The sequence below is a fragment of the Asanoa ishikariensis genome (assembly GCF_900107455.1).
In the GTDB taxonomy this organism is placed as follows: domain Bacteria; phylum Actinomycetota; class Actinomycetes; order Mycobacteriales; family Micromonosporaceae; genus Asanoa; species Asanoa ishikariensis.
On sequence record NZ_FNQB01000002.1, the window covers coordinates 583,173 to 609,589 of the forward strand.

A 26,417-nucleotide genomic window follows, 5' to 3' on the forward strand; every position below is an offset into this window, starting at 1 on the left:
GCTTGCGGGCCGCTCCCAGGTCTTACCGGGGCTTGCGGCCCGCGTAGCGCAGCCAGAGCAGGCCGATGATCGGCAGGACCAGGGGCACGTAGCCGTAGCCTCGGCCGAAGTCCGTCCAGACCGTGTCGTCCGGGAAGGCCGCCGCGTCGAAGACGCTCAGGAGGCCCACCGCGACCACGCCGGCCAGCTCGATCGAGCAGCTAACCAGGGCCACCCGGCGCCAGGTCTCGCCGCCGCGGGCCAGGGCGACCGTGGCCACGATGTAGACGGCGGCGGCGAAGGCCGAGAGCAGGTAGGCCAGCGGGGCCTCGGAGAACTTGGAGCCGATCTGCACCGCGGCCCGGGCGCTGGCCGAGAGCGCGAAGATGCCGTACACGGCGATCAGCGCCCGGCCGGGGCCCGTGCCGAGCGTGCGGGGCGCGGTCTGCTCAGCCACTGGTCACCACCTGCCACGTCTGGTGCAGGCGCAACACCAGCACCGGAACCGTCAGACAGACCACGACGATGATCACCGAGCCCCATCGGGTCGGCTCCAATCGGGCCAGCACCCAGCCCAGGGGCGGCAGGCAGACGATGGTCACCACGTAGCCGAGGAACGTCACGGCGCTCGCCGGGCGGTCTCCGCCGCTCGCCGCGATCGCCGCTGCCACTAGGAGCACGATCAACGCTGCCTCGACGACGCCCAGCCCGATCAACTGACCGCGGCTCGGCGCTCGGTCGCGCAGCGCGTCGACCAACGCCCAGGCGCCGACCAACAGCGATAGGGCGATCACGATGCCGGACAGCGTGCCGTTCACGCGAACACCGTACTCGCAGGCAGGGCGGCATCTGCGATCGGGCAGTATGGGGCCATGCCTCTCCGGTTCGGCCTCTTCGGCACCGGCCCCTGGGCCACCGCCACCCAAGGACCCGCGATCGTCGCCCATCCCGACGCCGAGCTTGTCGGCGTGTGGGGCCGCGATCCCGACAAGGCGGCGGCCCTGGCCGAGACGACCGGCAGCCGCGCCTATTCCGACATCGACGAGCTGCTCGGCGACGTCGACGCGGTGGCCGTCGCGCTGCCGCCGGACGTGCAGCCGGAGATCGCCGAGCGGGCCGCCAAGGCCGGCCGGCACCTGCTGCTCGACAAGCCGCTCGCGTTGACCGTCCCGGCGGCCGACCGGGTCGTCGCCGCCGTCGACGCGGCCGGCGTGGCCTCGGTGGTCTTCTTCACCGCCCGGTTCCAGGACAACGTCACGGCCGCACTGCGGGAGCTCGCCGCCGCCGGTGGTTGGCAGGGCGGCCGGGTGGCGCACCTGGCCTCGATCTTCCAGCCTGGCAACCCGTACGGCGCCTCGCCGTGGCGGCGCACCTATGGCGGGCTCTGGGACGTCGGGCCGCACGCCCTCTCCCAGGTGCTGCCGGTGCTCGGCCCGGTCACGGAGGTGTCCGCCGTCGAGGGACCGCGGTCCACCACGAACCTGTTGTTGCGGCACGAGTCCGGCGCGGTCAGCACGGTGACGCTCTCGGTCGACGCGCCGCCGGCGGCGGTGTTGCGCGACATCACCTTCTTCGGCGAGCACGGTGTCCGCGAGGTGCCGCGCGGCGAGGGCGAGGTGCGGGACGCCTTCGGCAGGGCCATCGACCTGCTGATCGCCGAGGTCGCCGGGGCCAAGCACGACATCGGCGTCCACTTCGGACGCGAAGTGGTCGGGGTGCTGGCCGCCGCCGAGCGCTCCCGCGACACGGGCAGCGTCGTCCGGCTTTAGGCGGCCAGCTCCGCGCGGCGCAGCCAGCGCAGTGCGTCGGGCAGGGGCATGGGTCTCGAGAACAGGAAGCCCTGGCCGTACGGGCAGCCGATCCGGCGCAGGAGCTCGCGTTCCTCGGTCGTCTCGATGCCCTCGGCGACCACCTCGAGGCCCAGCGTGTGTGCCAGCCGGACGATGCCGTCGACCAGCGCGCGCTGTTGGGTCGAGGTGGCGACCGTGCCGGTGAACAACCGGTCGATCTTGAGTACGTCGAGCGGTACGTGCCGCAGGTAGCTCAGTGACGAGTAGCCCGTGCCGAAGTCGTCGATCGCCACCCGCACGCCGAGCCGGCGCACCTCGGCCAGGTCGTCCCAGACCTGGTCGTCGTCGCGCAGCAGCAGGCTCTCGGTGATCTCCAGCATCAGGCAGGACGGCGGCAGCTTGTTGGCGGCCAGCTCGCGCTTGACCAGCCGGACGAAGCCGGGCGTGCGGAACTGCCGGGCGGAGACGTTGACGGCCACGTACGGCGCGCCGTAGGGCTGGCCCTTGCGCCACGTCGCGGCGGCCGCGATCGCGGTCCGCAGCACCCACTCGCCGATCGGCACGATCAGTCCGGACTCCTCGGCCACGTCGATGAACGCGTCGGGCAGCAGCCGGCCGCGGGTCGGGTGGTTCCAGCGCAGCAGCGCCTCGAAGCCGACGGCGTGCCCGTCACCGAGGCGGACGATCGGCTGGTACTCCAGGGCCAGCCCGCCGTCGTGGATCGCGCGGTCGAGCTCCGTGCGCAGCTCCAGCCGCTCGACGATCGTGGTGTGCAGCTCCGGCTGGTAGCGCCGCCACTGGCTCTTGCCCGCGCCCTTGGCCACGTAGAGCGCCAGGTCCGCCTGGCGGAGCAGCTCGGAGCCGTCGCCGGCGTCCGCGGTGGTGCCGATGCCGATGCTGGCCGAGCAACTGATCAGGTTGCCGCCGATGCTGTACGGCTCGCGCAGCGCCCGGATGATCCGGTCGGCCACGTCCTCCACGTCCGCGGGCTCAGCGGCGTCGTCGATCAGCACCGAGAACTCGTCGCCGCCGAGTCGGGCCGCGGTGTCGTGCGGGCGCAGCGCGGTGCTGATCCGCCGGCCGACCGCCTTGAGCACCTGGTCTCCGCTGGCGTGGCCGAGCGTGTCGTTGACGACCTTGAAGTCGTCGAGGTCGATGAAGAGCACGCCGACGACGCCGCGCCGGGCCTCGATGGCCTTCTGCATCCGTTCGGCGAACAGCGTCCGGTTGGCCAGCCCGGTCAGCGCGTCGTGGTTGGCCCGGTGGGTCAGCTCGCGTTCCAGCCGGCGCTTGTCCGTCACGTCCCGCAGGGTGAAGACCAGCCCGCGCACCGTCGGATCGGCGCGCAGGTCGCGCACCGAGATCTCGACCTGCGCGGCGGTGCCGTCGGGGCGGCGCAACGTCCAGTCCGTGGTGCCCCAGGTGTCCGGCTCGACGCTGCCGACCGGGCGGTCCTGGATCCGGCGGAACACCCGCTCGGCCCGTTCCCGCTCGGCCGGGTCGCCGTGGTCCAGCAGATTGGTGCCGGCCAGATCGACTTCGCCGAACATCGCCCGGGCGGACGGGCTGGCGTACGCGATGCGGTCTTCCGAGTCGATGATCAGGATGACGTCGGCGGCGTTGTGCACGAGCGCGCGGAAGTACTCCTCGCTGGTCCGCTTGCGCAGTTGCTCGCTCAGCGCCACCCGGTCGATGGCCAACGCGGCCTGCGAGGCGAGCACCGCCAGCCGGTCCTGCGCGGCCGCCAGCGGACGTTCGTCGGCCGCGACGAGCATCACGCCGACGGTGGTGTCCTCCTTGTCGCTCTGCCCGACGATCAGGGGCAGGGCCAGGGTGACCTTGCCGGATCCGGCGGCGTGATGATCGTCGTCGGACCGGCGGGCACCCAGCGCCGCCGCGATCGGGCGCGGCAACTCGCCGCCCGACAGGAGGGTGGGCTCGCCTAGGCGGCGGACCGCCTCCAGCGACGACTTGGGCAGCACGCCTATGTGGCGGCCGAGCGGCTTGGCGTCGGCCCCCTGGGTCATCAGCAGGAAGTGGTAACTCGCCCCTGGGGCCAGCACGCCGCGGATCCCGACGTCCAGGGCGTCGGCGATGCCCTCGTCGTCGGCGGCGGCGACCAGCGCGGTCGTCACGGTGCGCAGGCCGCGCTCGCGGCCGATCTGCTCGCGCAGGCGTTGGGCCAGGTTCACCAGTCGCGCCATCACCAGGAGGAACATCACCAGCGAGGAGATCGCGATCACCACGCCGTGCCGCACCGTGCCGAGCCCGATCGTCTCGTACAACAGGATGGCCGGTGGGATCAACGCGGAGATCCCCAGGATCACCAGGCGCAACACGGTCGCCTCGCGTGGCCGGGCCAGCCGGCGTTCGCCGATTCCGTGCATCGACGGTGCCAGCGCGGCGGCGCCCCATAGCGCGTACAGGGCGATGTAGCCGAGGTCCAACGGTTTGCGGACGAGCCATTGGTCGTCGATGCGGCCGATCCGGAACAGCGCGTCGGCGACGACGTAGCCGACGATGCCGAGGGCCAGCAGAATCACCGCCGGGGTCAGCCGCACGGCGGTGACCAGGCGGGCGACCAGGCCGAGCACGATGATGTCGGCGACGGGGTACGCGATCAGCAGGATGCCGGTGATCACCCCGACGTGTGGCTGCGCGAAGCGCGCCTCGACGGTGAGCACCCAGGCCAGCAGGCCCGTGCCGAGCACCAGCACGAGGGCGTCGATCAGCGCGGGCCGGTCGGTTCTCGGCTCCGCGGCGCGCGTGAACTTGACCAGCGCGATGGCCACCAGGATCACGCCGATCAGCAGGAGTATGTCGTCGGAGAGGGTGAGCGGCGGTCTGGCCGGTCCGCCCGGCAGCGTCAGGTTGAACGAGAGGTCGGACGCGGCGTAGAAGACCAACCCGGCGAAGAACCACAGCCAGGCGCTGGCGAGTCGGGGGCGGTTGAGCCGGATGCCGACCAGGACCGCACCAGCGCCACTGACGCTGATCGCTGTCCAGACACCGAGGCGCCAGGACAGGGGTGCGACGTAGTAGACGGCCGTGAGGACGGCCATCCACACGGCGAACGCGGCCAGGACTAACCGCCGCGTCGCGTCCGAGACTCCGCTCAAATGCCGCCAAGGGGGCATTCACACACCGTACGACCGCATGCGTCGAGCGTCGAGGCGATGGCGCTGTGCGGTCGATCGCCCCGGTGTTCGGGCACGTGTCTGTCACTCGCGGCTATGTCTCGATTACGACAAGTAGGCATCATTGGTCCACGCGGGCTGGTACGAATCTGTGTAAAGCATCTCAAAACCGACATGAGGAGATCTCAGCATCATGCGTGTCTTCAGGACAGCGGGTCTCGCCGTCACGGTGGCCGCTCTGGCCCTGGCCATGGCGGCGTGCGGCTCGGACACCAGCCCGTCCACCGCCCTTCAGCCCACCGGTGGCTCGTCGGCCACGTCTCCCGGCGGGGGTGCCAGCGGCAGCCCGCAGCCATCCGGGACATCGACCGCGGGCGGCGGTGGGCAGGTCTTCGGCCCCGGCTGTTCCTCGCTTCCGAGCTCGGGCGCCGGGAGCCTCTCGTCGATGGCCTCGCAGCCGGTCGCCACGGCCGTGGCCAGCAACCCGCAGCTTTCGACGCTGGCCAACGCGATCAAGACCGCGGGGCTGACCGACACGCTGAACAACGCGCAGAACATCACCGTGTTCGCGCCGACCAACGACGCCTTCAACCAGGTCGGGCAGGCGCAGCTCAACTCACTGCTGGCCAACAAGACGCAGCTGACCCAGACGCTCGAGTACCACGTGGTGCCGCAGCGCCTGAGCCCGAGCCAGCTCGCCGGCACCCACAAGACGATGGAAGGCCAGACCCTGACCGTCACGGGCAGCGGTGAGGACTTCACGGTCAACAACACCGCGAGCGTTGTCTGCGGCAACATCCAGACCAAGAACGCGACCGTCTACCTGATCGACGGGGTGCTGACTCCGCCCGGGTCGACACCGTCGCCGGCGGCAACCTGATCCAAGTGACACGAAGGAAGGGCCCCTTGTTAACGCCTCAAGCGTTAACAAGGGGCCCTTCCTTCGCCTAGCCCAGCTTGGCCAGCAACTCCGGGCCGCGACGGGTCAGTCGGGTGATCGCGAGCCGGCCCAGCCCCCAGAACAACGCGACACCGAGCGCCAGGCTGACCGGCGTGGCCGCCCAGCGGAGCAACTCGTCGTCCCACATCGTGCCGGTGATCAGCAGAGCCAGCGAGGGCGCGGCCAGCACCGCCTGTGCGATCAGGGCGAACCAGACGATGCCGGAGAAGCCCGCCCCGTCGGCGCCCGGGTTGTTGCCGCGCTTGTGCGGATCGGCGACCCGCACCGGCATGAACACCGAGACGAACACCAGCAGGCCGGCGCCGGCGCCGAGCACGAGGGGCAGCAGGCCGACGGCCCAGGGCAGCATGTCCGCGGCGCCGTGCCAGATCGCTCCGACCACCGTCAGGGCCACCGCCGGGGGTGCTACGAGCAGGAGCCAGGCCCGTTGCCGGCCGCGGATGTCGGCCCGCTCGGAGCCCGGCGCGAGCAGCGTCTGCCACAGCGCGGTGCCGTCGGAGCTGTGCAGGTGGCCGCAGCTACCGACCGCGAACGTCACGAAGAAGACGCCGGCCATCGGCAGGAAGTCCGTCACGTTGATGAGCAGGGGCAGCAGGACGTAGGTGAGCACGTACACCAGCGAGAAGACCAGGAAGTGGATCCGGATCAGGTCGCGGCTCCAGGTGCGGAGCTCCTTGCCGCGGACGGCGGCCACCGCGGTGGCCGGGCGCCAACCCCGCCAGCGCGTGCCCCGGATCACCGTCGGGTTGACCGGTCGGTGCAGGAGCAGCGCCCAGGCGGCGAGGGCGAGCGCGATGCAGCCGACCAGACCGGCGACGACCGCCGCCACCAGTGCCCAGTCGCCGCGGGCGGCCGCCTCGATCGCCACCACGGGCCAGCCCGAGGGTGCCAGCCGCAGCTTGTCGGCGATGAAGGCCGGCAGCGCCGTCTCCGGACCACCGGTGATGGCCGCGATGATCACCCAGCCCTGCGCGCCGAGGCAGACCAGCACACCCCACGGCACCGCCATCAACGCCGCGCTCAGCCGGCTGTTCAGCACCCGACCGACGGACGCGACGACCACATTGGAGAGTGCGATCAGCAGAAGTACGAACAGCGGCAGCACCAGCAGCGCCACCGGCACGGCGGCCAGGTCGAGGCGCAGCGCGTACCAGATCAGCGACGTGCCGGCGATCAGGGTGACCGCCGGACCGACCCCGACGAGCGCGGCGCCGAGCAGGCCGACCGCGAGCTGCCGGTCGGTCAGCGGCACGTGCCGCAGGTGCTCGCGGCGCAGGCCGGGGTCGCTGCCGCCCATCATCGGTCCGACGATCCAGCCGAGCAGCCACGAGGCCATCGTCAGCAGCAGCGCGCCGCCGGCCCGGTCGGGCCCGGCCGAGATGGTCAGCCACAGGGTGCAACCGGCGCCGGCGAGCCCGGCGACCACACCGGAGGTCGTCGTCGCCGCCCTGGTGCCGGTGAGCGAGTTCCGCAGGATGTGCCACTTCATGGGGATCAGGACGCCAACCATGACAGCTCCTTCTCGTCCGCGGCGCCGGCGCCGACCAGTTCGATGAACACCTCGTCGAGCGAGCGGCCGCCGCGAACCTCGTCGATCGGGCCGGCCGCGACCACGTGGCCCTCGTGCATCACCGCGACCGTGTCGCAAAGCTGCTCGACCAGCGGCATCACATGGCTGGAGAGCACCACCGACCCGCCGCCGACGACGAACCGGCGCAGGATCGACCGGATGGTCAGCGCCGACACCGGGTCGACGGCCTCGAACGGCTCGTCGAGGACCAGCAGCCGCGGGCCGCCCAGCAGTGCGCTGGCCAGGGCGATCTTCTTCCGCATGCCGGCCGAGTAGCCCAGGATCAGCGTCCGCTCCGCGTGGTCCAGGTCGAGCACCGTGAGCAGCTCGTCGACCCGGCTCGCGACGGTGTCGGCGGGCAGACCGTGCAGGCGGCCGAGGTACGTCAGCATCTCCCGGCCGGTCAGTCGCTCGGTCATCGCCAAGGCGTCCGGCAGCACCCCGACCAGCCGCTTGGCCTGCGTCGGCTGTTGCCAGACGTCGGTGCCGAAGATCTGCGCCGTGCCAGCGTCCGGCCGCAACAGGCCGACCGCCATCGACAGCGCCGTGGTCTTGCCGGCGCCGTTGGGACCCACCAGACCGAAGAACGAGCCGGCCGGGACCGTCAGGTCGATCGCGTCGACCGCGACCTTCTCTCCAAAGTGCTTGGTCAGTCCGGCCAGCCGGAGTGCGTTCGTCGTCATGCCAGAAACGCTAGAAACTCAGGCCGGCGGCCGGAATGCGTCCAGCACCCGACCGGGGTGGGGCCAGCTACACCCCGTTGGACGGCGGCTGGCACCACTGCCGGCGGCGGCGCGGTTCGGCGAGACTGTGGCCATGACACGCGGACTGCACGCCCTGGCCGGCGGCCTGCTGCGCGGCTGTCTCGCGATCGCGTCCGCCGTGTTGCTCGTCGTGCACCTCGTTCTCTTCGTACCCGGCCTCGGACTGGGTCTGATCGTCCTGCTGCCGTGGCCGATGGCGATGCTGCGCAAGGTGACCGACGCGGTGCGCCAGGCCTGCGGCGACATACCGAGGCCGTACCGCGATCGGCCGGGACCGCCGGAAGCCGAGCCCGACGGGCGCTTCCGCTACGACCGGGTGCTCTACCGTTCGCCGTTCTGGCCCCGGCAGCTTGCCTACCTCAACTGGGTCCTGGGTGACCCGGCCACCTGGCGGGACGTCGGCTGGATGCTGGTCAACCCGGCGGTCGGCGGCGTGCTCGGGTTCGGCCCGGCCGCGCTGGTGGTCGGTGGGCTGGCGGTGGCCACCGGAGCCGGGCCGTGGTGGATCCCGGTCGGGCTCGCGATGATCGTGCTCGGCGTGCTGGTCGCACCGGCCGCCGTGCGTGCGCACGACACCTGGGCCCGGCGGCTGCTCGGGCCGCCACAGGAGACGTTCCGCTCGGTCAAGGTCTGGTTGGGCGAGCGGCTCGTGACGCTGACCAAGTTGCTCGCCCTCGGCGGACTGACCCTGGTCAGCGTGGCCCTGGCCGGGCTCTCGGTGCTCGCCCTCGCGCTGTTCTGCGTGGGCATCGTGGGCGCGCTGCCGGAGTTCGCGTCGGTGACCCGTCAGTTCACCGCCATCCGGCGCCGGTTCGCCGAGCAGTGGTCGGGCGTGCCGATCCAGACGCCGTACCGGCCGGAGCCGCCGCTGCCCCAGCGCCGCCCCGACGGCCTGTACGAGGTCGGCGACCACCTCTACAAGTCGAAGGGCTGGACCCGGTTCTTCCAGCGCCTGGACTGGGTCTGGCACGACCCGGCGACCTGGCGCGATCTGTTGTGGACGGTCACGGACCCGATCGTCGGCGGTGCCCTGGTGGCCGCGTCGGCCGGCGCGGTCGCCTACGGCTTCGTCGAGCTCATGGTGCCGGCGCTGGTCCGCCTCGCCCGCCTCGAGAACCCGCCGCCGCTCGCCTTCCTCGCTGACCGGCCGGTCCTCGCGCTGCTCGCCGGCCTCACGATGGTGGTCGCCGGTGCGCTGTTCGCGCCGGCCGCGCTGCGCCTGCACGGCCGGTGGACCGCCGTGCTGCTGGCACCGACCGCCAAGGCCCGGCTGGCCCTGCGGGTCGAGCAGCTCACCGTGAGCCGGGACGACGCGACCTCGGCGCAGGCGGCCGAACTGCGCCGGATCGAGCGCGACCTGCACGACGGCGCGCAGGGCCGGCTGGTCGCGGTCGGGCTCGCGCTAGGCGCGGTCGAGGCACTGATCGACACCGACCCCGCGGCCGCCCGGCGGTTGGTCGCCGACGCGCGGGAGAGCACCGTCCGAGCGCTGGCCGAGCTGCGGGACCTGGTCCGGGGCGTACGCCCGCCGGTGCTCGCGGAACGCGGCCTGGTCGAGGCGATCCGCGCGCTGGCGCTGGACAGCCCAGCGCCGGTCACCGTCTCGGCCGACCTCGCGGGCCGGGCGGCCGAACCGATCGAAGCCGCGGTCTACTTCGCGGTCAGCGAGGCGTTGGTCAACACGGCCAAGCACGCGGCAGCGTCGCATGTCTCGATCGTCTTCGGGTATGTCGACGGCGTCCTGCGCGCGGAGGTCGCCGACGACGGCCGGGGCGGCGCCGACCCGGCGCTCGGCAGCGGGCTGCGGGGCATGCGTCACCGGCTGGCGGCGTTCGACGGTACTGTCCGGTTGGTCAGCCCCGTCGGCGGGCCGACCACCGTGACGCTGGAGGTGCCGTGCGCGTTGTCCTCGCCGAGGACCTCTACCTCCTCCGGGAAGGGCTCAAGCAACTGCTGACCGCGCACGGGTTCGAGATCGTCGCTGCCGTCGACAATGGACCCGACCTGCTGCGGGCGCTGCTGGCCGAGCGGCCCGACGTCGCGGTGGTCGACGTGCGGCTGCCGCCGACCCAGACCGACGAGGGACTGCAGGCCGCCCTGGCCGCCCGCCGCGAGGTCCCGGGCCTGCCGGTGCTGGTGCTCTCCCAGCATGTCGAGCGGCTGTACGCCCGGGAGTTGCTGGCCGACGGCACCGGCGGGGTGGGCTACCTGCTCAAGGACCGGGTGTTCAACGCCGACCAGTTCGTCGACGCGGTGCGCCGGGTGGCCGTCGGCGGCACCGCGATGGACCCGGACGTGATCGCGAAGCTGTTCGCCCGCGTCGACGATAACGTCGGCCGGCTCACCCCGCGCGAACGCGAGGTGCTCGAGCTGATGGCCGAAGGCCGCTCCAACGCGGCGATCGGCCAGCGGCTGTTCCTGAGCGAGAGCGCGGTGGGCAAGCACACCGCGAACATCTTCGGCAAGCTCGGCCTGACGGCGTCGGACGACGACAACCGCCGCGTGCTGGCCGTCCTGGCCTATCTGGACGGAGCGCGCTAGAAAAGGTTGATCGTGAAGACCTCGAAGGGGGCGGCGTAGCGGGTGCCCAGGCGGGTGCCGGCACCGCGGCCGATGCCCTCCAGGAACTCCTCGGGGTCGAAGGCGCCCTCGCCGAGCCCGCGCAGGTAGGCCTCGTGCGCCTCCAGCGACTCCAGGCCGCGGTCGAACGTGCCGGTGATGTCGACCGCGTGCCGGCCGTTCGGCGAGCCGGCCGCCCAGACCTGCCGGACCTTGTTCCACGGTTCGAGGCCCTGCTCCGGGAAGATCCAGCGGTTGCCGGCGTCGCGCACCGCGTCCAGCGTCGCCCGTCCGGTCGCGATGTGGTCGGCCTGGTTGAGCGCGTCGGCACCGTCCCAGGTGTCCCGGAAGTTGTTGGTGATCACGATGTCCGGGCGGTGCCGGCGGACCACCGCGGTGATCTCCCGGCGCAGCGCCACCCCGTACTCCAGGATGCCGTCGGGGAGGCCGAGGAACTCGACCTCGGACACGCCGACGACGCCGGCCGAGGCCCGCTGCTCCGCCTCGCGGAGCACCTTGGTCTCGTCGGGTGCGAGGCCGTCGATGCCGGCCTCGCCGCTGGTCACCAGGCAGTAGACGACGTGCTTGCCCTGCGCGGTCCAGCGGGCCACCGCCGCCGCCGAGCCGAACTCGAGGTCGTCGGGGTGGGCGACCACGGCCAGCGCCCGCTGCCAGTCTTCGGACAGCGACTCGTACGGCTCGATGTCGGACACGAACGGCTCCTATCGGTCAGGGATGCTTGGGCCTACGTAGGTGGCCAGCCATTGGTTGAGCGGAGCCGAGGCCCGCAGGAAGTCCACCACCCGGCGCTTGGCCGCGGCGGTGCCCAGCCAGGGTGCGACCGGCCACTCCTTCCACGCGACGACGCCCTTGTACTGCAAGAGCTCGGCCCGCGGGTGGTCGGCGGCGTAGCCGCGCGGGATGCGCTTGAGCCGGTCGTGCCCCGTTATCCGGACACTGTCGGCCGCCGCCTCCGCGACGAGCTCCGCCAACCGTGGACCCGTGGCGTCGTCGTCCACCGCGGCGCGGTAGCGGGCGAGCTGGTCGCGTTCCATGTGGTACATCCCGCTGCCGGAGGCGAGGCCCGCCGCCGAGAGGTGGATGTAGCCGCCGCGCTCCAGCGTCGCCGCGACCGCGGTCTTGTAGGGCGACTTGTCGGCGCTGAACCGCACGTCACGGTAGGGCCGGAAGATCCGGCCGGGACCGAACTCGGGCTCGAGCTCGTCGAGCAGCGCCTGCATGGGAGCGCGGACCTGCTCGTCGTAGACGGGCTTGTGCTCCGTCCAGTAGGTCTTCGAGTTGTCGGCCTCGAGCCCCTCGTAGAACTCGAGTGCCTCACTCGGCCAGCCACGGAACGCCACGCTGCGACCCTATCCGCTGAGGTTCCAGCCCTGGCCGGCCTGGGCCATGTCGACCGGTCCGGCGTACGCCGAGCGGGCCGCACCGAGCGCGGCGGCGTCGGTGAGACCCGGCCAGAGGTGCGTGAGCAGCAATCGGCCCACCCCGGCCGAGTTCGCCGCCGCCCCGGCGTCGAGCGCGCTGCTCAGCCGCCCGGCGCTGTGGCCCGGCACGGCCTCCGGATACGTCGCCTCGGCGAGCAGCAGGTCGGCTTCGCCGGCGAGCGCGGCCAGGTCGGGAGTCGGGCCGCTGTCACCCTGGTAGGCGAGCACCACGCCGCCGGCGGCGACCCGCACGCCGTTGTTCGGCACGAAGTGCGGCAGCGTGCGGACGTCCACAGTGAACGGTCCGATGCCAACGCGGTCGCCGTCCCCGACCGGGGTCAACGCGTAGTCCAGCATCCCCGGCCGGTCGAGAGCGAGCACCGCGTCGAGCGCACCCGGCGGCGCGTAGACCGGCAGCGGGGGACGCGGGTCGTCGGCCAGCGAGCGGGCGCGCAACAGGGGGTTGAGGTCGACGCAGTGGTCCGGGTGGCCGTGTGTGACGAACACGGCGTCGACGTCGGCGGCGGTGCAGACGGCGAGGAGGCGCGGAAAGGTCGCATAACCGGCGTCGAGGAGCAACCGGAACCCGTCGTGTTCGAGCAGGAAGCCGCTGCACGCGTCGTCCGCCTCGGGGAAGGCGCCGCGGGCGCCGAGCACGGTGAGCCGCACCCGCAGGAGGCTACCCTCGGATGGGTGAGCACTGACGGCGCTGTGACGCTGGCCGGACTTCCCGCCAGCGTGTTGTTGCCCGGGCACGACGTGCCGCTCGGGCGTTACACGACCGTGCGGCGGCTGTTGCCGCAACGACCCCGCCGGATGATCGGCGCATGGTGCTTCGTCGACCAGTTCGGCCCCGACGACGTGCTCGGTCGCCCCGGCATGCAGGTGCCGCCGCACCCGCACACCGGCCTGCAGACCGTCACCTGGCTGGTGGCCGGCGAGGTGCTCCACCGCGACAGCCTGGGCAGCCTCCAGACCATCCGGCCCGCCCAGCTCAACCTGATGACCTCCGGCCACGGCATCTCGCACTCGGAGGAGTCGCCGATCGAGCACCCGCCGGTCATGCACGGCATCCAGCTCTGGGTCGCGCTCCCGGACGATGCGCGGCACCAGCCGGCCCGGTTCGAGCACCACGCGGACCTCCCGTCGGCGAGCACGGCGGGGGTGACCACCACGGTGGTCGTCGGTGAGCTGGCCGCGTTGCGCTCGCCGGCCCGCGTGCACACCCCGCTGCTCGGCGCCGAGCTGCTGTTCGACGCGGGCGCGAGCCTCGAACTGTCGTTGCGCCGCGACTTCGAGTACGGGCTGCTCGCGCTCGACGGCGCGGCCGAGGTCGACGGCGCCGAGCTCACCCCGGGCGGGCTGCTCTACCTGGGTGAGGAGCGCACCACGACGAACATTCGCAGCGCCGACGGGGCGCGGCTGTTCCTGCTCGGCGGCGAGCCGTTCAACGAGCCCTTGGTGATGTGGTGGAACTTCGTCGCCCGCAGCGACGCGGAGATCCGCCAGGCCCGGGAGGAGTGGGCGACCGGAGACCGCTTCGGCGTGGTCCGCGGCTACGCCGGCGAGCGCCTTCCCGCCCCGGCGCTGCCGACCACAAAACTGAAGATCCGGGACCGGGCGGGCAACACCCTCAGCGAAGAATGATGCCGCGCACGTAGGCGGCCTGTCCGACGTGCTGCACGTCGTCGTTGAGCACGCTGACCAGCCGCACACCCATGGTCACCGGAGGGTTCCAGGACTTGTCGACGATCCGGTCGAGATCCTCCGGGGACACCGCCCGGATCAGTGCGGCGGTGCGTTCGTGGACGGCCATGTAGTAGTCGACCAGGACCTTGCCGCTGGCCGGACGGACGCCGAGCACCTCGTCGGGGCCGTGCGCGTACCCCGTGTCGGCGGGGTCGGGGTTCAGCTCGAAGCGCGGTGCCCACGGCCCGGTCACCCAGATCTGGTCGTCGCCGATCAGGTCGGCGACATGGTCGTCCTGAATCCGGGTCAGGTGCCAGACCAGCCAGCCGACGGTGTTGGCACCCGGCGCCGGCGGGCGGCGCAACTGCTCGGCGTCGAGCCCGGCGACCGCGCCGCGGACCAGCCCGGGCAGCCGGCCGAAGGCGTCGGCCAGCAGGTCGTTGATGTCCACCCGCACCATCATGCCCGCGTTGGTTAGCGTCGGCGCGTGAAAGACGAAGGCACGGTCGAGCTCACCGTCACCGGACACACCGCGACCATCACCATCGGCAACCCCCGCCGGCGCAACGCGTTGACCCCCGCGATGTGGCACCGCCTGCCCGAACTGCTGGAGCGGGCCGCCGCCGAGCCCGCGGTGCGCGCGCTGGTGCTCACCGGCGCCGGCGACACGTTCAGCGCCGGAGCGGACCTCACGGGTGTCGGCGATCTCGTGGGCGCGGACAGCCCGCCGACCCGCGCGGAGGAGCGGCTCGCGGCGTTTCCGATGCCGACCATCGCCCGGGTACGCGGCCACTGTGTCGGTGGCGGCTGCCAGCTCGCGGTCGCCTGCGACCTGCGTATCGCCGCGGAGGACGCCCGGTTCGCGGTGCCGCCGGCCCGGCTCGGCATCGCCTACCCCGGCCCGACCACCCGCCGGCTGCTCGGTCTCGTCGGCCCGGCACGGGCGAAATGGCTGCTGTTCACGGCGGACCAGATCGACGCTTTCCGGGCCGCTGCGATCGGTCTCGTCGACGAGGTGGTGGCGGCCGACGACCTGGACGCCCACGTTTCCCGGCTGGTCGACACGATCGCCGAGCGGTCCCGGCTGTCGATCGCGGCGGCCAAGGAGACGATCGACCTCGCGGTGGCCGGTCGCCCGTCGGCCGAGCGCGACGCCTACTGGCAGGCCGAGATGCTCCGCGCCGGTGACGTCGTGGAGGGCGCGGCCGCCTTCCTCGAGCGCCGCAGGGCTAATTTTTCCTGGCATCCCTGATCTGGAGCGCATTTATTCTCGCCAATGACGAGTTCCATTATTCCGGTGATATGACGTCGACCTAATGGTCAGGAACGGTCGTCCGCTAAGCGTTGACGACCGTCTATTCGACTGGAAACATATCGACAGATCGACGCCTCCGGATCGACCAACCGGCCGGTCCACATCCCCCGGGAGGATCAGTGAGCATCACCCGACGCGTCATGCTGTCCGCCACAGCCACAACCCTGGTGGCGGGAGCATTCCTCGGCGTTTCACCGGCTCAAGCGGCGCAGACCCCGCTGGCCCTGGACGCCGCCGTCACCCTGGCCGAGTCACTCGGCTCCGACAGTTCCGCTGGCACGTACGTCGACTCGTCCGGCGCCACCATCGTCACGGTCACCAACGCCGCGGCCGCGGCCAAGGTCAAGGCCGCCGGCGGCCAGGCCCGCATCGTCGCGCGCAGCGCGGCCGAACTGAGCGGCCTCAGCACTCGCCTGAACACGGGTGTGGTCGGCACGACCTACTCCGTCGACCCGGTGACCAACCAGGTCGTGGTCGAGGTCGACAGCACTGTCACCGGCACCAAACTGGCGGCACTGCGCAGCGCGGTCATCGCCAGCAAGGGCGGGGCCCGGATCGAGACCATGGCCGGCAAGCTGAGCCTGAACATCTCCGGCGGCGACGCCATCTACACCGGCGGCTCCCGCTGCTCGCTCGGCTTCAACGTGCGGTCCGGCTCGACCAACTACTTCCTGACGGCCGGCCACTGCACCAACGCCGGTTCGACGTGGACGAACGGCAGCCAGACCCTCGGCACCCGCGCGGGCACCAGCTTCCCGGGCAACGACTACGGCATCGTCCGCTACACCACCACGTCGGTCACGATCTCCGGCACGGTCGGCAGCCAGGACATCACCGGCGCCCGCACCCCCTCCGTGGGTGAGACGGTGAACCGTCGTGGCAGCACCACCGGCACACGCAGCGGCCAGGTGCTCGGTCTCAACTCGACCGTCAACTACCCGCAGGGTTCGGTCTCCGGCATGATCCGCACCAGCGTCTGCGCCCAGCCGGGCGACAGCGGCGGCCCGCTCTACCGCGGCACCTCCGCCCTGGGCCTGACCTCCGGCGGCAGCGGCAACTGCACCAGCGGCGGCACGACCTACTTCCAGCCGGTCGTCGAGGCCCTGAACGCCTACGGCGTCTCGGTCTGGTAACCACCTAACCCTCTCTGAGTCCGCACCTCTCGCGGACCCCGACGGCCCCCGGACCCCGAGCCGGGGGCCGTCGCGCGACCATGGTCCGGTGCGTATCGAGGTGAACGGCCGTCCGGCGGCCCCCGCGGAGCTCGTCACGACCTATGGCCACTTCACCGCGATGCAGGTACGCGGCGCCGGCGTGCAGGGCCTGCCCAACCATCTTGAGCGGCTCGACGCCGCCAACCAGGAGCTGTTCGGCGAGCGGCTCGACCCGGATCGCGTCCGTGACCTGCTGCGGCACGCGCTGGCCGGCGACGCGGACGCCGCCGTCCGGGTCATCGTCCGCGAGCCCGGCAAGGTGGCGGTGTCGGTCGCGCCGCCCACCCCACCGATGTCCGGCCCGCTGCGCCTGCGGTCGGTGCCGTACCTGCGCCCGTTCGCCCACCTCAAGCACCTCGGCGGTTTCGCGCAGGCGGAGTGGGCCCGTCGGGTCCGTGTCGACGACTACGACGACGCGCTGCTCACCGCCGGCGACGGGGAGATCTCCGAGACGTCGGTGGCCAACATCGGGTTCTTCGCCGCCGACGGTGCGGTGGTCTGGCCGACCCCGCCCTGGCTGCACGGCACCGCGATGCGGTTGATCGAGCAGCACCGCCCGACCACCCGGCAGCGGATCACGCTGGCCGACGTCGACGGTTTCCGCGGCGCGTTCCTGGCCAACTCGATCGGCCACACCGCAGTGGCATCGATCGACGACATTCCCTGCCAGCCCGACCCGACCCTGATGGCCGGCCTCGACGCGCTCTTCACCTCCGTACCCTGGGATCTGATCTAAACGGGTTGCCCGTCTCTGGCATCATTGAGACATGCGCGTAGGTGTGCGGCGAGCTAGCCGCGTCGAGCCGATCGTCGAGGTCTTCGTCCTCGCCTGATCCTCGGTGCCGGCTCGACGTGTCCGCTCGACCGACCCACGCGTTCGCGACGTTTCGCGGTGAGGAGCCCGTTCTGGGCTCGTGAGCGCGCCGGCCTGTCACCGAAACGGCGAAACCATGCGCTCCGAGCAGATTCGATCCACGTTCCTCGACTACTTCCGCGGCCTCGACCATGTCGAGCTGTCGCCAGGCCCGCTCGTGCCCGACGAGCGCGACCTGCTGTTCACCAACGCGGGCATGGTCCAGTTCAAGCCCTACTTCCTCGGCCTGCGCCGGCCACCCCAGCCACGGGCGACGACGGCGCAGCCGTGCGTACGCACCGTCGACATCGACCGGATCGGCCTGACCGACCGGCACGCGACCACGTTCGAGATGCTCGGCAACTTCGCGTTCGGCGACTATTTCAAGCAAGAGGCGATGGCGTACGCGCTGGACCTGCTCACGTCCGGCTTCGGGTTGGAGCGCGACCGCCTCTGGTGCACCGTGCTGCGAGGCGACGAGGAGAGTGTCGACCTCTGGCGCGGCCTCGGCGTGCCCGCGGAGCGCATCCAACCGCTCGGGCCCGACGACAACTTCTGGAGCATGGGTGTGCCCGGGCCGAGCGGCCCGACGTCGGAGATCTTCTACGACCGTGGGCCGTCGGTCGGTCGCGACGGCGGACCGGCGGTCGACAGCGAGCGCTTCGTCGAGCTCTGGAACCTGGTGTTCATGCAGTACCAGCGCGGCGAGTCGGACGACGAGATTCTCGGCGACCTGCCCGGCCGGCACATCGACACCGGGTTGGGCCGCGACCGGCTGGCGATGGTCCTCCAGGGCGTCGGCAACATCCAGGAGACCGACCTGGTCCGTCCAACGCTGCTCGCGGTGCGCGAGGCGACCGGCCGCGACGACGAGCCGGGCGCGCATCGCCTGGTCACCGACCACGTGCGCACCGCGGTGCGGCTGATCGCGACCGGAGTGCGGCCCGGCAACGAGGGCCGGGGCTACGTCGTGCGGCGGCTGCTGCGCCGGGCGGTGCGTCGACTCGTGCTGCTCGGCGTCGACGACCCGGTGCTCGGCCAGGTCGCGGACAGCGTGACCGAGGTGCCAAGCGGGTCGCGCGAGGTCGTCGAGCGCGAGGAGCGGTCGTTCCGGCGCACCCTGCGGGCGGGGAGCCGGCTGCTCGACACGGAGCTCGCGCGCGGCCCGTTGCGCGGGGAGACGGTGTTCAAGCTGCACGACACCTACGGCTTCCCCGTCGATCTCACCGTTGAGATCGCGCGGGAGTCCGGAGTGTCCGTCGACACCGACGGGTTCGATGCTCTGATGCGCGAGCACCGCGAGCGCAGCCGCGCGTCGGGCCGCTAGTAGATGTTCTTGGCGTAGTCCGGGCCGTAGTGCCGGTCGAGCTCCGCGAGGGTCTCGGCCGGCCGCTCGACCTCCTTGATCAGCACGGCGCGGCGGGGGAGCACGTCGGGCTGCCAGGTCTCCGGCTTCCACAGCTCGGAGCGCAGGAACGCCTTCGCGCAGTGGTAGAAGATCTGTTCGATCTCGACCCGCAGGGCGAACACCGGCCGGTGTCCCTTGACGACCATGTCGTCGAACCAGGGCGCGTCGGACAGGATGGTCGCCCGCCCGTTGATCCGCAGCGTGTCGTCGCGGCCCGGGATCAGGAAGATCAGCCCCACGTGCGGGTTGTCGATGATGTTGTGGAACCCGTCGGCGCGCTTGTTGCCCGGCCGCTCCGGTATCGCGATGGTCGTGTCGTCGAGCACCAGCGCGAAGCCGGCCGGGTCGCCCTTCGGCGAGACGTCGCAGGTGCCGTCCGCACCGGACGTCGCCAGCAGGACGAACGGCGACGCGGCGAGCCAGTCGCGGTCACGCTGGTGCAGTTCCTTGCGGTCCTTCTCGAGCACGCGCTTGCCCGGTTGGCCGAGCAGCGCCCGGAGTTGTTCGTGCGACGTAACCGCGGTCATTCGCCCTCCCCATGGGTCGACTCCGCTGCCGACCCTATGCGATTGCGGCAAAGCTCCCCCCGACCGGTTTCGGAACTGTTTCATATGAGAAGAGGTTTTCATCCGGTTTGGGGGCAGCGGTGCAAGACGCGGCGTACATCCTGATCACGATCGCCCTCTTCGTGGCGCTGGCCATCATCGTGCGCCAGGTCGAGCGCCTGTGAACGCGATCAACCTGGCGGGCTTGATCATCGGCTTTCTGGTGATCGTCTTCCTGGTCCTGGCGCTGATCTTCCCGGAGCGCTTCTGATGTCGACGACGATCGCCGGCGTCTTCTTCGTGCTGTCGCTCGTGCTGTTCGTCGCGCTCGCCTACCGCTACTTCGGCGACTACGTCTACCGGGTGGTGACCGGCACCCGGCACTCGGCGGTGGAGCGGCTGCTCTACCGGCTGGTCGGGGTCAACCCCGCCGGCGAGCAGAGCTGGCCGGTGTACGCCCGCAGCGTGTTCGCCTTCTCCCTGCTCTCACTGCTGTTCCTCTACGGCTTCACCCGCTTGCAGAGCAAGCTGCCACTCTCCCTGGGCTTCCCGGGGATGTCGCCGCACCAGGGCTGGAACACCGCGGCCAGCTTCGTGACCAACACCAACTGGCAGTCGTACGCGGGTGAGTCGACGCTCGGCCACCTGGTGCAGATGTCTGGGCTCGCCGTGCAGAACTTCGTCTCGGCCGCGGTCGGCATCGCCGTCTCCGTGGCGCTGGTGCGCGGTTTCGCCCGCAGCCGTACCCAGGCGCTCGGCAACTTCTGGGTGGACCTGACCCGGATCACCCTGCGGGTGCTGCTGCCGGTGGCGATCGTCGGGGCGATCGTGCTGATCGCCGGTGGCGTGGTGCAGAACCTCTCCGGCGGCACCGACGTCAACACGCTGGCCGGCGCCACCCAGCACATCCCCGGCGGGCCGGTGGCCAGCCAAGAGGCGATCAAGGAGCTCGGCACCAACGGCGGCGGGTTCTACAACGCCAACAGCGCGCACCCGTTCGAGAACCCGACGCCGTGGACCAACTGGATCGAGATCTTCCTGATCCTGCTGATCCCGTTCGCGATGCCCCGGGTGTTCGGCCGGATGGTCGGCGACAAGCGCCAGGGCCACGCGATCCTCGCGGTCATGGCCATCCTCGCGGTGGCCAGCGTGATCCTCGTGAACACGTTCGAGCTGCTGGCCAACGGCACGGTGCCGCACGCGGTGAACGCGGCCTTCGAGGGCAAGGAGGTGCGCTTCGGCATCTCGGACTCGGCGACGTTCGGCGCGGCCACGACGCTCACCTCGACCGGTGCGGTCAACTCGTTCTTCGACTCGTACACGGCCCTGGGCGGCATGGTCCCGATGGTCAACATGATGCTCGGCGAGGTCGCGCCCGGCGGTGTCGGCTCCGGGCTCTACGGCCTGCTGATGCTCGCCATCATCACCGTTTTCGTCGCCGGGCTGATGGTCGGTCGTACGCCGGAGTATCTCGGCAAGAAGATCTCCGCTCGCGAGATCAAGTTCGCCTCGCTCTACTTCCTGATCACCCCGGCGGTCGTGCTGATCGGCATGGCCACCGCGATGGCCACCAAGAACAAGGACACGATGCTCAACGTCGGCCCGCACGGCTTCTCCGAGGTGTTGTACGCGTTCACCTCGGCCGCCAACAACAACGGCTCGGCGTTCGCGGGCATCACCGTCAACGACCAGTGGTGGGACACCGCGACCGGCCTGTGCATGGTGGTCGGCCGTTTCCTGCCGATGGTGTTCGTGCTCGCGCTGGCCGGCTCCCTGGCCCGGCAACGCCCGGTGCCCGCGTCGGCCGGCACGCTGCCCACCCACCGGCCGCTGTTCATCGGCCTGGTGGTCGGCGTGGTGATCATCCTGATCGCGCTGACCTTCCTGCCCGTCCTCGCACTCGGCCCGCTGGCCGAGGGGTTGTGAGGCAACGATGACCGAGCTGAAGATGACGCCGGCGTACGGGGCCTCGTGTGGGAGGCGGCCATGACGGCGGCGGCTCCGGCGGTGCCGGCGCCTCCGGCGTCGGAGCCTGGGCGGATCGGTGGTGGGCTGCTCGACCCGCGGCAGCTCTGGAAGTCGCTGCCGGACGCGCTGCGCAAGCTCAACCCGACGACGCTCTGGCGCAACCCCGTGATGTTCATCGTGGAGCTCGGGGCGCTCTTCACCACCGCGTTGGCCATTCAGGACTCCTCGACCTTCGCCTGGCTGATCACCGTCTGGCTCTGGTTGACAGTGATCTTCGCGAACCTGGCCGAGGCGGTGGCCGAGGGCCGAGGCAAGGCGCAGGCGGCCACGCTGCGCCGGGCCCGGCAGGAGACGGTCGCCCGGCGGCTGGTCGACTGGGCGCCCGGCCAGGCGTCGCCGCGCGAGGAGACGGTCGACGCCGTCGAGCTGCGCCAGAACGACGTCGTGGTCGTCGAGGCCGGCCAGGTGATCCCCGGCGACGGTGACGTGGTCGAGGGTGTGGCCAGCGTCGACGAGTCGGCGATCACCGGCGAGTCGGCCCCGGTCATCCGGGAGTCCGGCGGCGACCGCAGCGCGGTCACCGGCGGCACGCGGGTGCTCTCGGACCGGATCGTCGTCAAGATCACGCAGAAGCCCGGTGAGAGCTTCATCGACCGGATGATCAGCCTGGTCGAGGGCGCGTCGCGCCAGAAGACGCCCAACGAGATCGCGCTCAACATCCTGCTGGCCGCGCTGAGCATCATCTTCCTGCTCGCCGTGATCACACTCCAGCCGGTAGCGATCTTCTCGAAGGCGTTCCAGGGCGCGGCGCCCAACACGTTGGTCATCAACGAGCACGGCGTGACCGGGATCGTGCTGGTCTCGCTGCTCATCGCGCTGATACCGACCACGATCGGTGCGCTGCTCTCGGCCATCGGCATCGCCGGCATGGACCGCCTCGTCCAGCGCAACGTGCTGGCGACGTCGGGCCGCGCGGTCGAGGCGGCCGGCGACGTCAACACGCTGCTGCTCGACAAGACCGGCACCATCACCCTCGGCAACCGCCAGGCGACCGAGTTCCTGCCGATCGGTGGCGTCGCGGCGGGTGAGCTCGCGGACGCGGCCCAGTTGTCCAGCCTGGCCGACCAGACGCCGGAGGGCCGGTCGATCGTGGTGCTGGCCAAGAACGAGCACGGGCTGCGCGCGCGGGACGAGGGCGTCATCCGGTCCGCCGAGTTCGTGCCGTTCACCGCCGAGACCCGGATGTCCGGTGTGGACCTGGCCGGCGAGGGCGGCGCACCGGCCCGGCGGATCCGCAAGGGCGCGGCGGCGGCGGTGATGCGCTGGGTGCGGGAGAACGGCGGGCACCCGACCGAGGAGGTCGGCGGGGTGGTCGACGGCATCTCGGCGACCGGCGGCACCCCGCTGGTGGTCGCCGAACACACGGACGGCCAACCGGCCCGCGCACTCGGCGTCGTGCACCTCAAGGACGTGGTCAAGTCCGGGATGCGCGAGCGGTTCGACGCGATGCGCCGGATGGGCATCCGCACCATCATGATCACCGGCGACAACCCGCTGACGGCGCGGGCGATCGCCGAGGAAGCGGGGGTCGACGACTTCCTCGCCGAGGCGAAGCCCGAGGACAAGCTGGCACTGATCCGGCGCGAGCAGGAGGGTGGCCGGCTGGTCGCCATGACTGGCGACGGCACCAACGACGCGCCAGCGCTGGCCCAGGCCGACGTCGGTGTCTCGATGAACACGGGGACGTCTGCCGCCAAGGAGGCCGGCAACATGGTCGACCTGGACTCGGACCCGACGAAGCTCATCGAGATCGTCGAGATCGGCAAGCAGTTGCTGATCACCCGGGGTGCGCTGACCACGTTCTCGATCGCCAACGACATCGCGAAGTACTTCGCGATCATCCCGGCCATGTTCGCGGCGGTCTACCCGAGCCTCGACGGCCTCAACATCATGCGGCTCAGCTCCCCGGCGTCCGCCATCACCTCGGCGATCATCTTCAACGCACTGATCATCGTCGTGCTGATCCCGCTGGCACTGCGCGGCGTGCGGTACCGGCCGAGCAGCGCGTCGTCCCTGCTGGGCCGCAACCTGCTGATCTACGGGCTGGGCGGGATCGTCGCACCGTTCGCCGGCATCAAGGTTCTCGACATCGCCATCGTCCAGTTCATCCCGGGGATCTCCTGATGCGCCTACCCAACTGGCTCGGCCAGCACATCGCGGCGTTCCGGGCGGTGCTCGTCTTCACCGTCGTGCTCGGCATCGCGTACCCCTTGCTGCTCGTCGGGATCGGTCTGTTGCCCGGGCTCCACTCCCGCGCCGAGGGTTCGTTCGTCACGTCCGGATCGCAGCGGGTCGGCAGCAAGCTCATCGGGCAGAGCTTTGTCGACGACGACGGCAACGGGATACCGCGCTACTTCCAGAGCCGCCCGTCCGCCGCCGGTGACGGCTACGACCCGACCGCCAGTTCGGCCAGCAACCTCGGGCCCGAGAGCATCGAAGACGTGCTGCCGGTCGGAGGCGACGAGGGCACGCAGTCGCTGCTCACGCAGGTCTGCGCGCGCAGCCTGTCGGTCGGCGCGCTCAACGGCGTCTCCGGCGCGCGCCCGTTCTGCACCTCGGACGGGGTCGGCGCGGTGCTTCGGGTGTTCCGGCGCGACGGGCTGACCGGGCCGGCGACGCGGGTGGTCAGCGTCAACGAGGCCCAACCGGCGCAGCCCTTCCTCGCTTCTTTCGAAGGCGTGCGGGTGGAGAGCGCGGTGCCGGGTGAGGACTACAGCGGGGGAGTGCTGACGCCGGTGCGGGGCTCCGCGCCGCGAACCCCGGCTGTGCCGTCCGACGCGGTGACGGCCAGCGGGTCGGGGCTGGACCCGCACATCACCCCGGCGTACGCGCAGCTCCAACTGCCCCGGGTGGCGCGCGAACGGGGCGCGACCGAGGCGGCGATCCAGCGCCTGGTCGACGACAACACGGCGGGACGGTCGCTGGGCTTCATGGGCGCGAAGCGGGTCAACGTGGTCCGCCTGAACCTGGCTCTCGACCAAGACTTCCCGGTGCGTTGATGGACCGGTCAGGGCGCGAGCAGGAGCTCCAGCGTGTGCTGGAGGTGAGCGGTGACCAGCTTCGCGCAGGTGTCGCCGTCGTGTCCGGCCAGGGCGTCGACCAGGGCGCGGTGCTCCACGGTGGCCTCGGCGAGCCGGTCGGGGTGGGTTTTCATCGATTCGCCGACGTACCGGGCGGTGCTGCCCTGTGCGCTCGTGACCAGGGAGAAGAGGCGCGGTGAGCGAGACGCCCGACCGAGCAGAGCGTGGAACGCCCAGTTCAACTCCAACCAAGCGGCCGGGTCCGTCTCCCGGGCCATCCGGTCCAGCAGGTCGCCGGCCGCAGCCAGCTCGTCGGCCGTGATGTGCCGGGCCGCCCGCCGGATCGCCAGCGGTTCGAGGGCCGAGCGGATCTCGTAGATCTCGCGCAGGTCGTCGTGGTCCAGGTCGTGCACGACGGCGCCGCGGTGCGGGTCGATCCGGATCAGCCCGTCGGCGGCGAGGTCGCGCAGTGCCTCGCGGACCGGGGTCGTGCTGACCGCGAGCTGGGTGGCGATCTCGGCCTGCCCCAGGTGAGTGCCGCCGGTCAGCACCCCGCTGAAGATCGCGCGGCGTAGAGTGTCGCGGACCAGTTCGTGCGCGGTCCTCCGGTGTGGCGCGGGCGCCAGTTTGGCGAGGTCGAGCCCGTCAAGCACACCGAAGACCCTACAACCCTGCACATTGCAGGGTCGGTTGTGTACTACCGCAGGCTTGTGACGGCCCGCTCGACCGTGGTCAGCGTCTGCTGGAGGTGCTCGACCACCAGCTTCGCCGCCCGCTCGCCGTCGCGGTCCCGGCAGGCTTCGAGCAGCCGCTGGTGGTGCTCGTTGCCGCTGTCGAGATGGTCGGCATCGGTGGCCCGCAGAGCCATGTTGACGTACACGGCGGCGTTGTCGTCGAGGTGGTTGAGGATCTCGGCGAGCCGGTCCAGCCCGGACGCGCTGTTGAGCACGCGGTGGAACTCGCGGTTGAGGGCGACCCAGCGCCCCGGCTCGCGCGCGTCGTCCAGTTCGGCCTGCAGCCGCTCCAACCTGGCAAGCAGGTCGGGACCCATCTCCTGGACGGCTCCCTTGACCGCCTCGGGTTCGAGCAGACGGCGGATCAGGTAGATCTCGCGTACCTCGTCGAGGCTGGTCTCGCGCACCACCGCGCCCCGGTGCGCGTCGAGCCGGATGAGCCCTTCGGACGCGAGGTCACGCAGCGCCTCGCGGACGGGCGTGGTGCTGACCCGCAACCGCGCCGCGATGTCGGCCTGGACCAGACGGGAGCCCGCGGGAAGGGTGCCGTCGAGGATCGCCCTGCGCAGCGAGTCGCGGACCATCTGGTGAGCGGTGCGCCGTTCACCGGGGATGAGCTGCGCCTCCACGACCTGCTCCTTCGGGGTGAGGCATCAGGCACAATACATTGTGCAGTATCTGCGGGTCGGTGGCCGACCTGCGCCCGCTGCCGTGCGTCCTCGTCACCCAACACCGCGCCGATGCGGGGTTGTGGTGACCATCGATTTGCCAAGCAGGTTATACCAATAGGCCACTTTCCGTTCGTTGGTGTATGGCTGCGCACAATGTCGGTAACCGGCTTGCGTGGGCTGGTCCGCTGTGGAGCCTTTGCTCTGCACCCACCTACGCACCACCTCCGCGCGGGGTGTTGCGTATATGGGTGCAGAGCAAAGCGTCGTCGGGCCGAGCCCTCGTCCGCTGGCTAGCGGAGGGCGCCCGCGAGGCCTGTGGGGAGTTTGGTCAGCAGGTCCCAGAGGTCGGGCTGGGCGCTCGCCGCGGCCGCTACCACCGGGTCCGTGACCGTGAGGAGGGCCAGATGGCGGGCGGCGTGCGCGGCAACGGCGTCCGTGTCGACGTCGGGCGGCGATGGTGCCAGGGCGGCGCGGCCGGTGACCATGCGGTCGGGCGACAGCGGCGCGGTGGTCGTCGGGGTCGGGTCGGGCAGCGCCGCGTACGTCAGGACCACCGACTCCGAGGCGAAGCGCCAGCTAGTCGAGTGGAGGGTCGCGCCGGGGGTGCACAGGGTCAGGCCAGACAGGTGCAGGGCCAGATCATCCGGGTGTACGCCGGCCGGCAGCCGGTCCGACACCGTGCGAAAGCGCAGCGCTCCGTCAGCGGCCGACAGCAGGACCACCTCGACGATCGTCACG

The 26,417-nt window shown here is 71.2% G+C and carries 26 protein-coding genes; 13 read left to right on the forward strand and 13 right to left on the reverse strand.

Annotated features, from left to right (window positions below; all coding sequences use genetic code 11):
• Positions 1 to 22 precede the first annotated feature (22 nt).
• Positions 23 to 436: a hypothetical protein gene (locus tag BLV39_RS17010; protein WP_090793038.1), complete on the reverse strand. Its 414-nt coding sequence runs from the start codon at positions 434 to 436 to the stop codon at positions 23 to 25.
• Positions 429 to 797, reverse strand: a complete 369-nt coding sequence (locus tag BLV39_RS17015; RefSeq protein WP_373315268.1) for a hypothetical protein — start codon at positions 795 to 797, stop codon at positions 429 to 431. The genes BLV39_RS17010 and BLV39_RS17015 overlap by 8 nt, the downstream gene beginning before the upstream one ends.
• Positions 798 to 851: 54 nt before the next feature.
• Here BLV39_RS17015 and BLV39_RS17020 point away from each other — a divergent pair, with 54 nt between their 5' ends.
• Positions 852 to 1,748: a Gfo/Idh/MocA family protein gene (locus BLV39_RS17020; protein WP_090793041.1), complete on the forward strand. Its 897-nt coding sequence runs from the start codon at positions 852 to 854 to the stop codon at positions 1,746 to 1,748.
• Here BLV39_RS17020 and BLV39_RS17025 read toward each other — a convergent pair.
• Positions 1,745 to 4,906 (reverse strand): putative bifunctional diguanylate cyclase/phosphodiesterase, encoded by a 3,162-nt coding sequence (locus tag BLV39_RS17025; RefSeq protein ID WP_090793044.1) that lies wholly within the window; start codon positions 4,904 to 4,906, stop codon positions 1,745 to 1,747. The genes BLV39_RS17020 and BLV39_RS17025 overlap by 4 nt on opposite strands.
• A 193-nt stretch (positions 4,907 to 5,099) precedes the next feature.
• On the opposite strand from BLV39_RS17025, the gene BLV39_RS17030 reads away from it, so the two are divergent.
• On the forward strand, positions 5,100 to 5,786 hold the full coding sequence (locus tag BLV39_RS17030; protein WP_090793047.1) for a fasciclin domain-containing protein: 687 nt from the start codon (positions 5,100 to 5,102) through the stop codon (positions 5,784 to 5,786).
• Between the two features lie 67 nt (positions 5,787 to 5,853).
• Here BLV39_RS17030 and BLV39_RS17035 read toward each other — a convergent pair whose 3' ends face one another.
• Positions 5,854 to 7,377, reverse strand: coding sequence for a hypothetical protein (locus BLV39_RS17035; RefSeq protein ID WP_143049790.1), 1,524 nt, complete (start codon positions 7,375 to 7,377; stop codon positions 5,854 to 5,856).
• Entirely contained in the window at positions 7,362 to 8,120 is a 759-nt protein-coding gene (locus BLV39_RS17040) for an ABC transporter ATP-binding protein (RefSeq protein WP_090793054.1), read from the reverse strand. Before BLV39_RS17040 ends, BLV39_RS17035 begins: the two co-directional genes overlap by 16 nt.
• A gap of 133 nt (positions 8,121 to 8,253) precedes the next feature.
• Between BLV39_RS17040 and BLV39_RS17045 the strand changes: the two genes are divergently transcribed.
• Together BLV39_RS17045 and BLV39_RS17050 are read left to right on the forward strand one after the other, a co-directional pair.
• Complete coding sequence (locus tag BLV39_RS17045) at positions 8,254 to 10,158, forward strand: sensor histidine kinase (RefSeq protein ID WP_176984950.1); 1,905 nt, start codon at positions 8,254 to 8,256, stop codon at positions 10,156 to 10,158.
• The gene (locus tag BLV39_RS17050; protein WP_090793060.1) at positions 10,098 to 10,742 is read left to right on the forward strand and encodes a response regulator; all 645 of its coding nucleotides are present in this window, start codon (positions 10,098 to 10,100) and stop codon (positions 10,740 to 10,742) included. Before BLV39_RS17045 ends, BLV39_RS17050 begins: the two co-directional genes overlap by 61 nt.
• Here the strand turns inward: BLV39_RS17050 and BLV39_RS17055 are convergent.
• Genes BLV39_RS17055 through BLV39_RS17065 form a run of 3 tightly spaced genes read right to left on the reverse strand, consistent with a single transcriptional unit; the run spans position 10,739 to position 12,871 of the window.
• Positions 10,739 to 11,473: a PIG-L deacetylase family protein gene (locus tag BLV39_RS17055; RefSeq protein WP_090793063.1), complete on the reverse strand. Its 735-nt coding sequence runs from the start codon at positions 11,471 to 11,473 to the stop codon at positions 10,739 to 10,741. The two genes, BLV39_RS17050 and BLV39_RS17055, sit on opposite strands and share 4 nt — an antisense overlap.
• 9 nt (positions 11,474 to 11,482) lie before the next feature.
• Positions 11,483 to 12,121, reverse strand: a complete 639-nt coding sequence (locus BLV39_RS17060; RefSeq protein WP_090793066.1) for a DUF2461 domain-containing protein — start codon at positions 12,119 to 12,121, stop codon at positions 11,483 to 11,485.
• Between the two features lie 9 nt (positions 12,122 to 12,130).
• Complete coding sequence (locus BLV39_RS17065) at positions 12,131 to 12,871, reverse strand: MBL fold metallo-hydrolase (RefSeq protein ID WP_090793069.1); 741 nt, start codon at positions 12,869 to 12,871, stop codon at positions 12,131 to 12,133.
• Positions 12,872 to 12,895: 24 nt separating this feature from the next.
• Here BLV39_RS17065 and BLV39_RS17070 point away from each other — a divergent pair, with 24 nt between their 5' ends.
• On the forward strand, positions 12,896 to 13,849 hold the full coding sequence (locus BLV39_RS17070; protein WP_239083591.1) for a pirin family protein: 954 nt from the start codon (positions 12,896 to 12,898) through the stop codon (positions 13,847 to 13,849).
• Here BLV39_RS17070 and BLV39_RS17075 read toward each other — a convergent pair.
• Complete coding sequence (locus BLV39_RS17075) at positions 13,836 to 14,351, reverse strand: mycothiol transferase (protein ID WP_308442675.1); 516 nt, start codon at positions 14,349 to 14,351, stop codon at positions 13,836 to 13,838. The genes BLV39_RS17070 and BLV39_RS17075 overlap by 14 nt on opposite strands.
• Positions 14,352 to 14,378: 27 nt before the next feature.
• On the opposite strand from BLV39_RS17075, the gene BLV39_RS17080 reads away from it, so the two are divergent.
• The 4 genes from BLV39_RS17080 to BLV39_RS17095 all read left to right on the forward strand — a co-directional run bounded on the left by BLV39_RS17080 (position 14,379) and on the right by BLV39_RS17095 (position 18,600).
• Positions 14,379 to 15,143, forward strand: coding sequence for an enoyl-CoA hydratase/isomerase family protein (locus BLV39_RS17080; protein ID WP_090793076.1), 765 nt, complete (start codon positions 14,379 to 14,381; stop codon positions 15,141 to 15,143).
• 203 nt (positions 15,144 to 15,346) lie between these two features.
• Entirely contained in the window at positions 15,347 to 16,339 is a 993-nt protein-coding gene (locus BLV39_RS17085; RefSeq protein WP_090797446.1) for a S1 family peptidase, read from the forward strand.
• A gap of 88 nt (positions 16,340 to 16,427) precedes the next feature.
• Positions 16,428 to 17,156, forward strand: a complete 729-nt coding sequence (locus BLV39_RS17090) for an aminotransferase class IV (protein WP_090793079.1) — start codon at positions 16,428 to 16,430, stop codon at positions 17,154 to 17,156.
• A gap of 214 nt (positions 17,157 to 17,370) precedes the next feature.
• Positions 17,371 to 18,600, forward strand: a complete 1,230-nt coding sequence (locus BLV39_RS17095) for an alanine--tRNA ligase-related protein (protein WP_090793081.1) — start codon at positions 17,371 to 17,373, stop codon at positions 18,598 to 18,600.
• Here BLV39_RS17095 and BLV39_RS17100 read toward each other — a convergent pair.
• Positions 18,597 to 19,208 (reverse strand): pyridoxamine 5'-phosphate oxidase family protein, encoded by a 612-nt coding sequence (locus BLV39_RS17100; RefSeq protein WP_090793084.1) that lies wholly within the window; start codon positions 19,206 to 19,208, stop codon positions 18,597 to 18,599. The two genes, BLV39_RS17095 and BLV39_RS17100, sit on opposite strands and share 4 nt — an antisense overlap.
• Before the next feature lie 199 nt (positions 19,209 to 19,407).
• Between BLV39_RS17100 and BLV39_RS17105 the strand changes: the two genes are divergently transcribed.
• Genes BLV39_RS17105 through BLV39_RS17120 form a run of 4 tightly spaced genes read left to right on the forward strand, consistent with a single transcriptional unit; the run spans position 19,408 to position 24,253 of the window.
• Positions 19,408 to 19,497: a potassium-transporting ATPase subunit F gene (locus BLV39_RS17105; protein WP_090793088.1), complete on the forward strand. Its 90-nt coding sequence runs from the start codon at positions 19,408 to 19,410 to the stop codon at positions 19,495 to 19,497.
• Positions 19,497 to 21,152: a potassium-transporting ATPase subunit KdpA gene (gene kdpA, locus BLV39_RS17110; RefSeq protein WP_176984951.1), complete on the forward strand. Its 1,656-nt coding sequence runs from the start codon at positions 19,497 to 19,499 to the stop codon at positions 21,150 to 21,152. Before BLV39_RS17105 ends, kdpA begins: the two co-directional genes overlap by 1 nt.
• Before the next feature lie 60 nt (positions 21,153 to 21,212).
• Positions 21,213 to 23,378: a potassium-transporting ATPase subunit KdpB gene (kdpB, locus tag BLV39_RS17115; protein WP_090797451.1), complete on the forward strand. Its 2,166-nt coding sequence runs from the start codon at positions 21,213 to 21,215 to the stop codon at positions 23,376 to 23,378.
• A complete protein-coding gene (locus BLV39_RS17120) occupies positions 23,378 to 24,253 on the forward strand; it encodes a potassium-transporting ATPase subunit C (protein WP_090793091.1) in 876 nt (291 codons plus the stop codon). The genes kdpB and BLV39_RS17120 overlap by 1 nt, the downstream gene beginning before the upstream one ends.
• Positions 24,254 to 24,261: 8 nt before the next feature.
• On the opposite strand, the gene BLV39_RS17125 is transcribed toward BLV39_RS17120, so the two are convergent.
• From BLV39_RS17125 to BLV39_RS17135, 3 genes are all read right to left on the reverse strand, one after another.
• Positions 24,262 to 24,927, reverse strand: a complete 666-nt coding sequence (locus BLV39_RS17125; protein WP_176984952.1) for a GntR family transcriptional regulator — start codon at positions 24,925 to 24,927, stop codon at positions 24,262 to 24,264.
• 44 nt (positions 24,928 to 24,971) lie between these two features.
• Complete coding sequence (locus tag BLV39_RS17130) at positions 24,972 to 25,637, reverse strand: GntR family transcriptional regulator (protein ID WP_090793096.1); 666 nt, start codon at positions 25,635 to 25,637, stop codon at positions 24,972 to 24,974.
• Between the two features lie 332 nt (positions 25,638 to 25,969).
• Positions 25,970 to 26,416: a hypothetical protein gene (locus tag BLV39_RS17135; RefSeq protein WP_143049793.1), complete on the reverse strand. Its 447-nt coding sequence runs from the start codon at positions 26,414 to 26,416 to the stop codon at positions 25,970 to 25,972.
• Between the last annotated feature and the right edge of the window lies 1 nt (position 26,417).

Excerpts from the sequence above, each read along its gene's own strand:
- BLV39_RS17020 (WP_090793041.1), top strand. The coding sequence starts at position 852 with ATGCCTCTCCGGTTCGGCCTCTTCGGCACCGGCCCCTGGGCCACCGCC.
- BLV39_RS17025 (WP_090793044.1), bottom strand. The coding sequence starts at position 4,906 with ATGCCCCCTTGGCGGCATTTGAGCGGAGTCTCGGACGCGACGCGGCGG.
- BLV39_RS17030 (WP_090793047.1), top strand. The coding sequence starts at position 5,100 with ATGCGTGTCTTCAGGACAGCGGGTCTCGCCGTCACGGTGGCCGCTCTG.
- BLV39_RS17035 (WP_143049790.1), bottom strand. The coding sequence starts at position 7,377 with ATGGTTGGCGTCCTGATCCCCATGAAGTGGCACATCCTGCGGAACTCG.
- BLV39_RS17040 (WP_090793054.1), bottom strand. The coding sequence starts at position 8,120 with ATGACGACGAACGCACTCCGGCTGGCCGGACTGACCAAGCACTTTGGA.
- BLV39_RS17045 (WP_176984950.1), top strand. The coding sequence starts at position 8,254 with ATGACACGCGGACTGCACGCCCTGGCCGGCGGCCTGCTGCGCGGCTGT.
- BLV39_RS17075 (WP_308442675.1), bottom strand. The coding sequence starts at position 14,351 with ATGGTGCGGGTGGACATCAACGACCTGCTGGCCGACGCCTTCGGCCGG.
- BLV39_RS17085 (WP_090797446.1), top strand. The coding sequence starts at position 15,347 with ATGCTGTCCGCCACAGCCACAACCCTGGTGGCGGGAGCATTCCTCGGC.
- BLV39_RS17095 (WP_090793081.1), top strand. The coding sequence starts at position 17,371 with ATGCGCTCCGAGCAGATTCGATCCACGTTCCTCGACTACTTCCGCGGC.
- BLV39_RS17100 (WP_090793084.1), bottom strand. The coding sequence starts at position 19,208 with ATGACCGCGGTTACGTCGCACGAACAACTCCGGGCGCTGCTCGGCCAA.
- kdpA (WP_176984951.1), top strand. The coding sequence starts at position 19,497 with ATGTCGACGACGATCGCCGGCGTCTTCTTCGTGCTGTCGCTCGTGCTG.
- kdpB (WP_090797451.1), top strand. The coding sequence starts at position 21,213 with ATGACGGCGGCGGCTCCGGCGGTGCCGGCGCCTCCGGCGTCGGAGCCT.
- BLV39_RS17120 (WP_090793091.1), top strand. The coding sequence starts at position 23,378 with ATGCGCCTACCCAACTGGCTCGGCCAGCACATCGCGGCGTTCCGGGCG.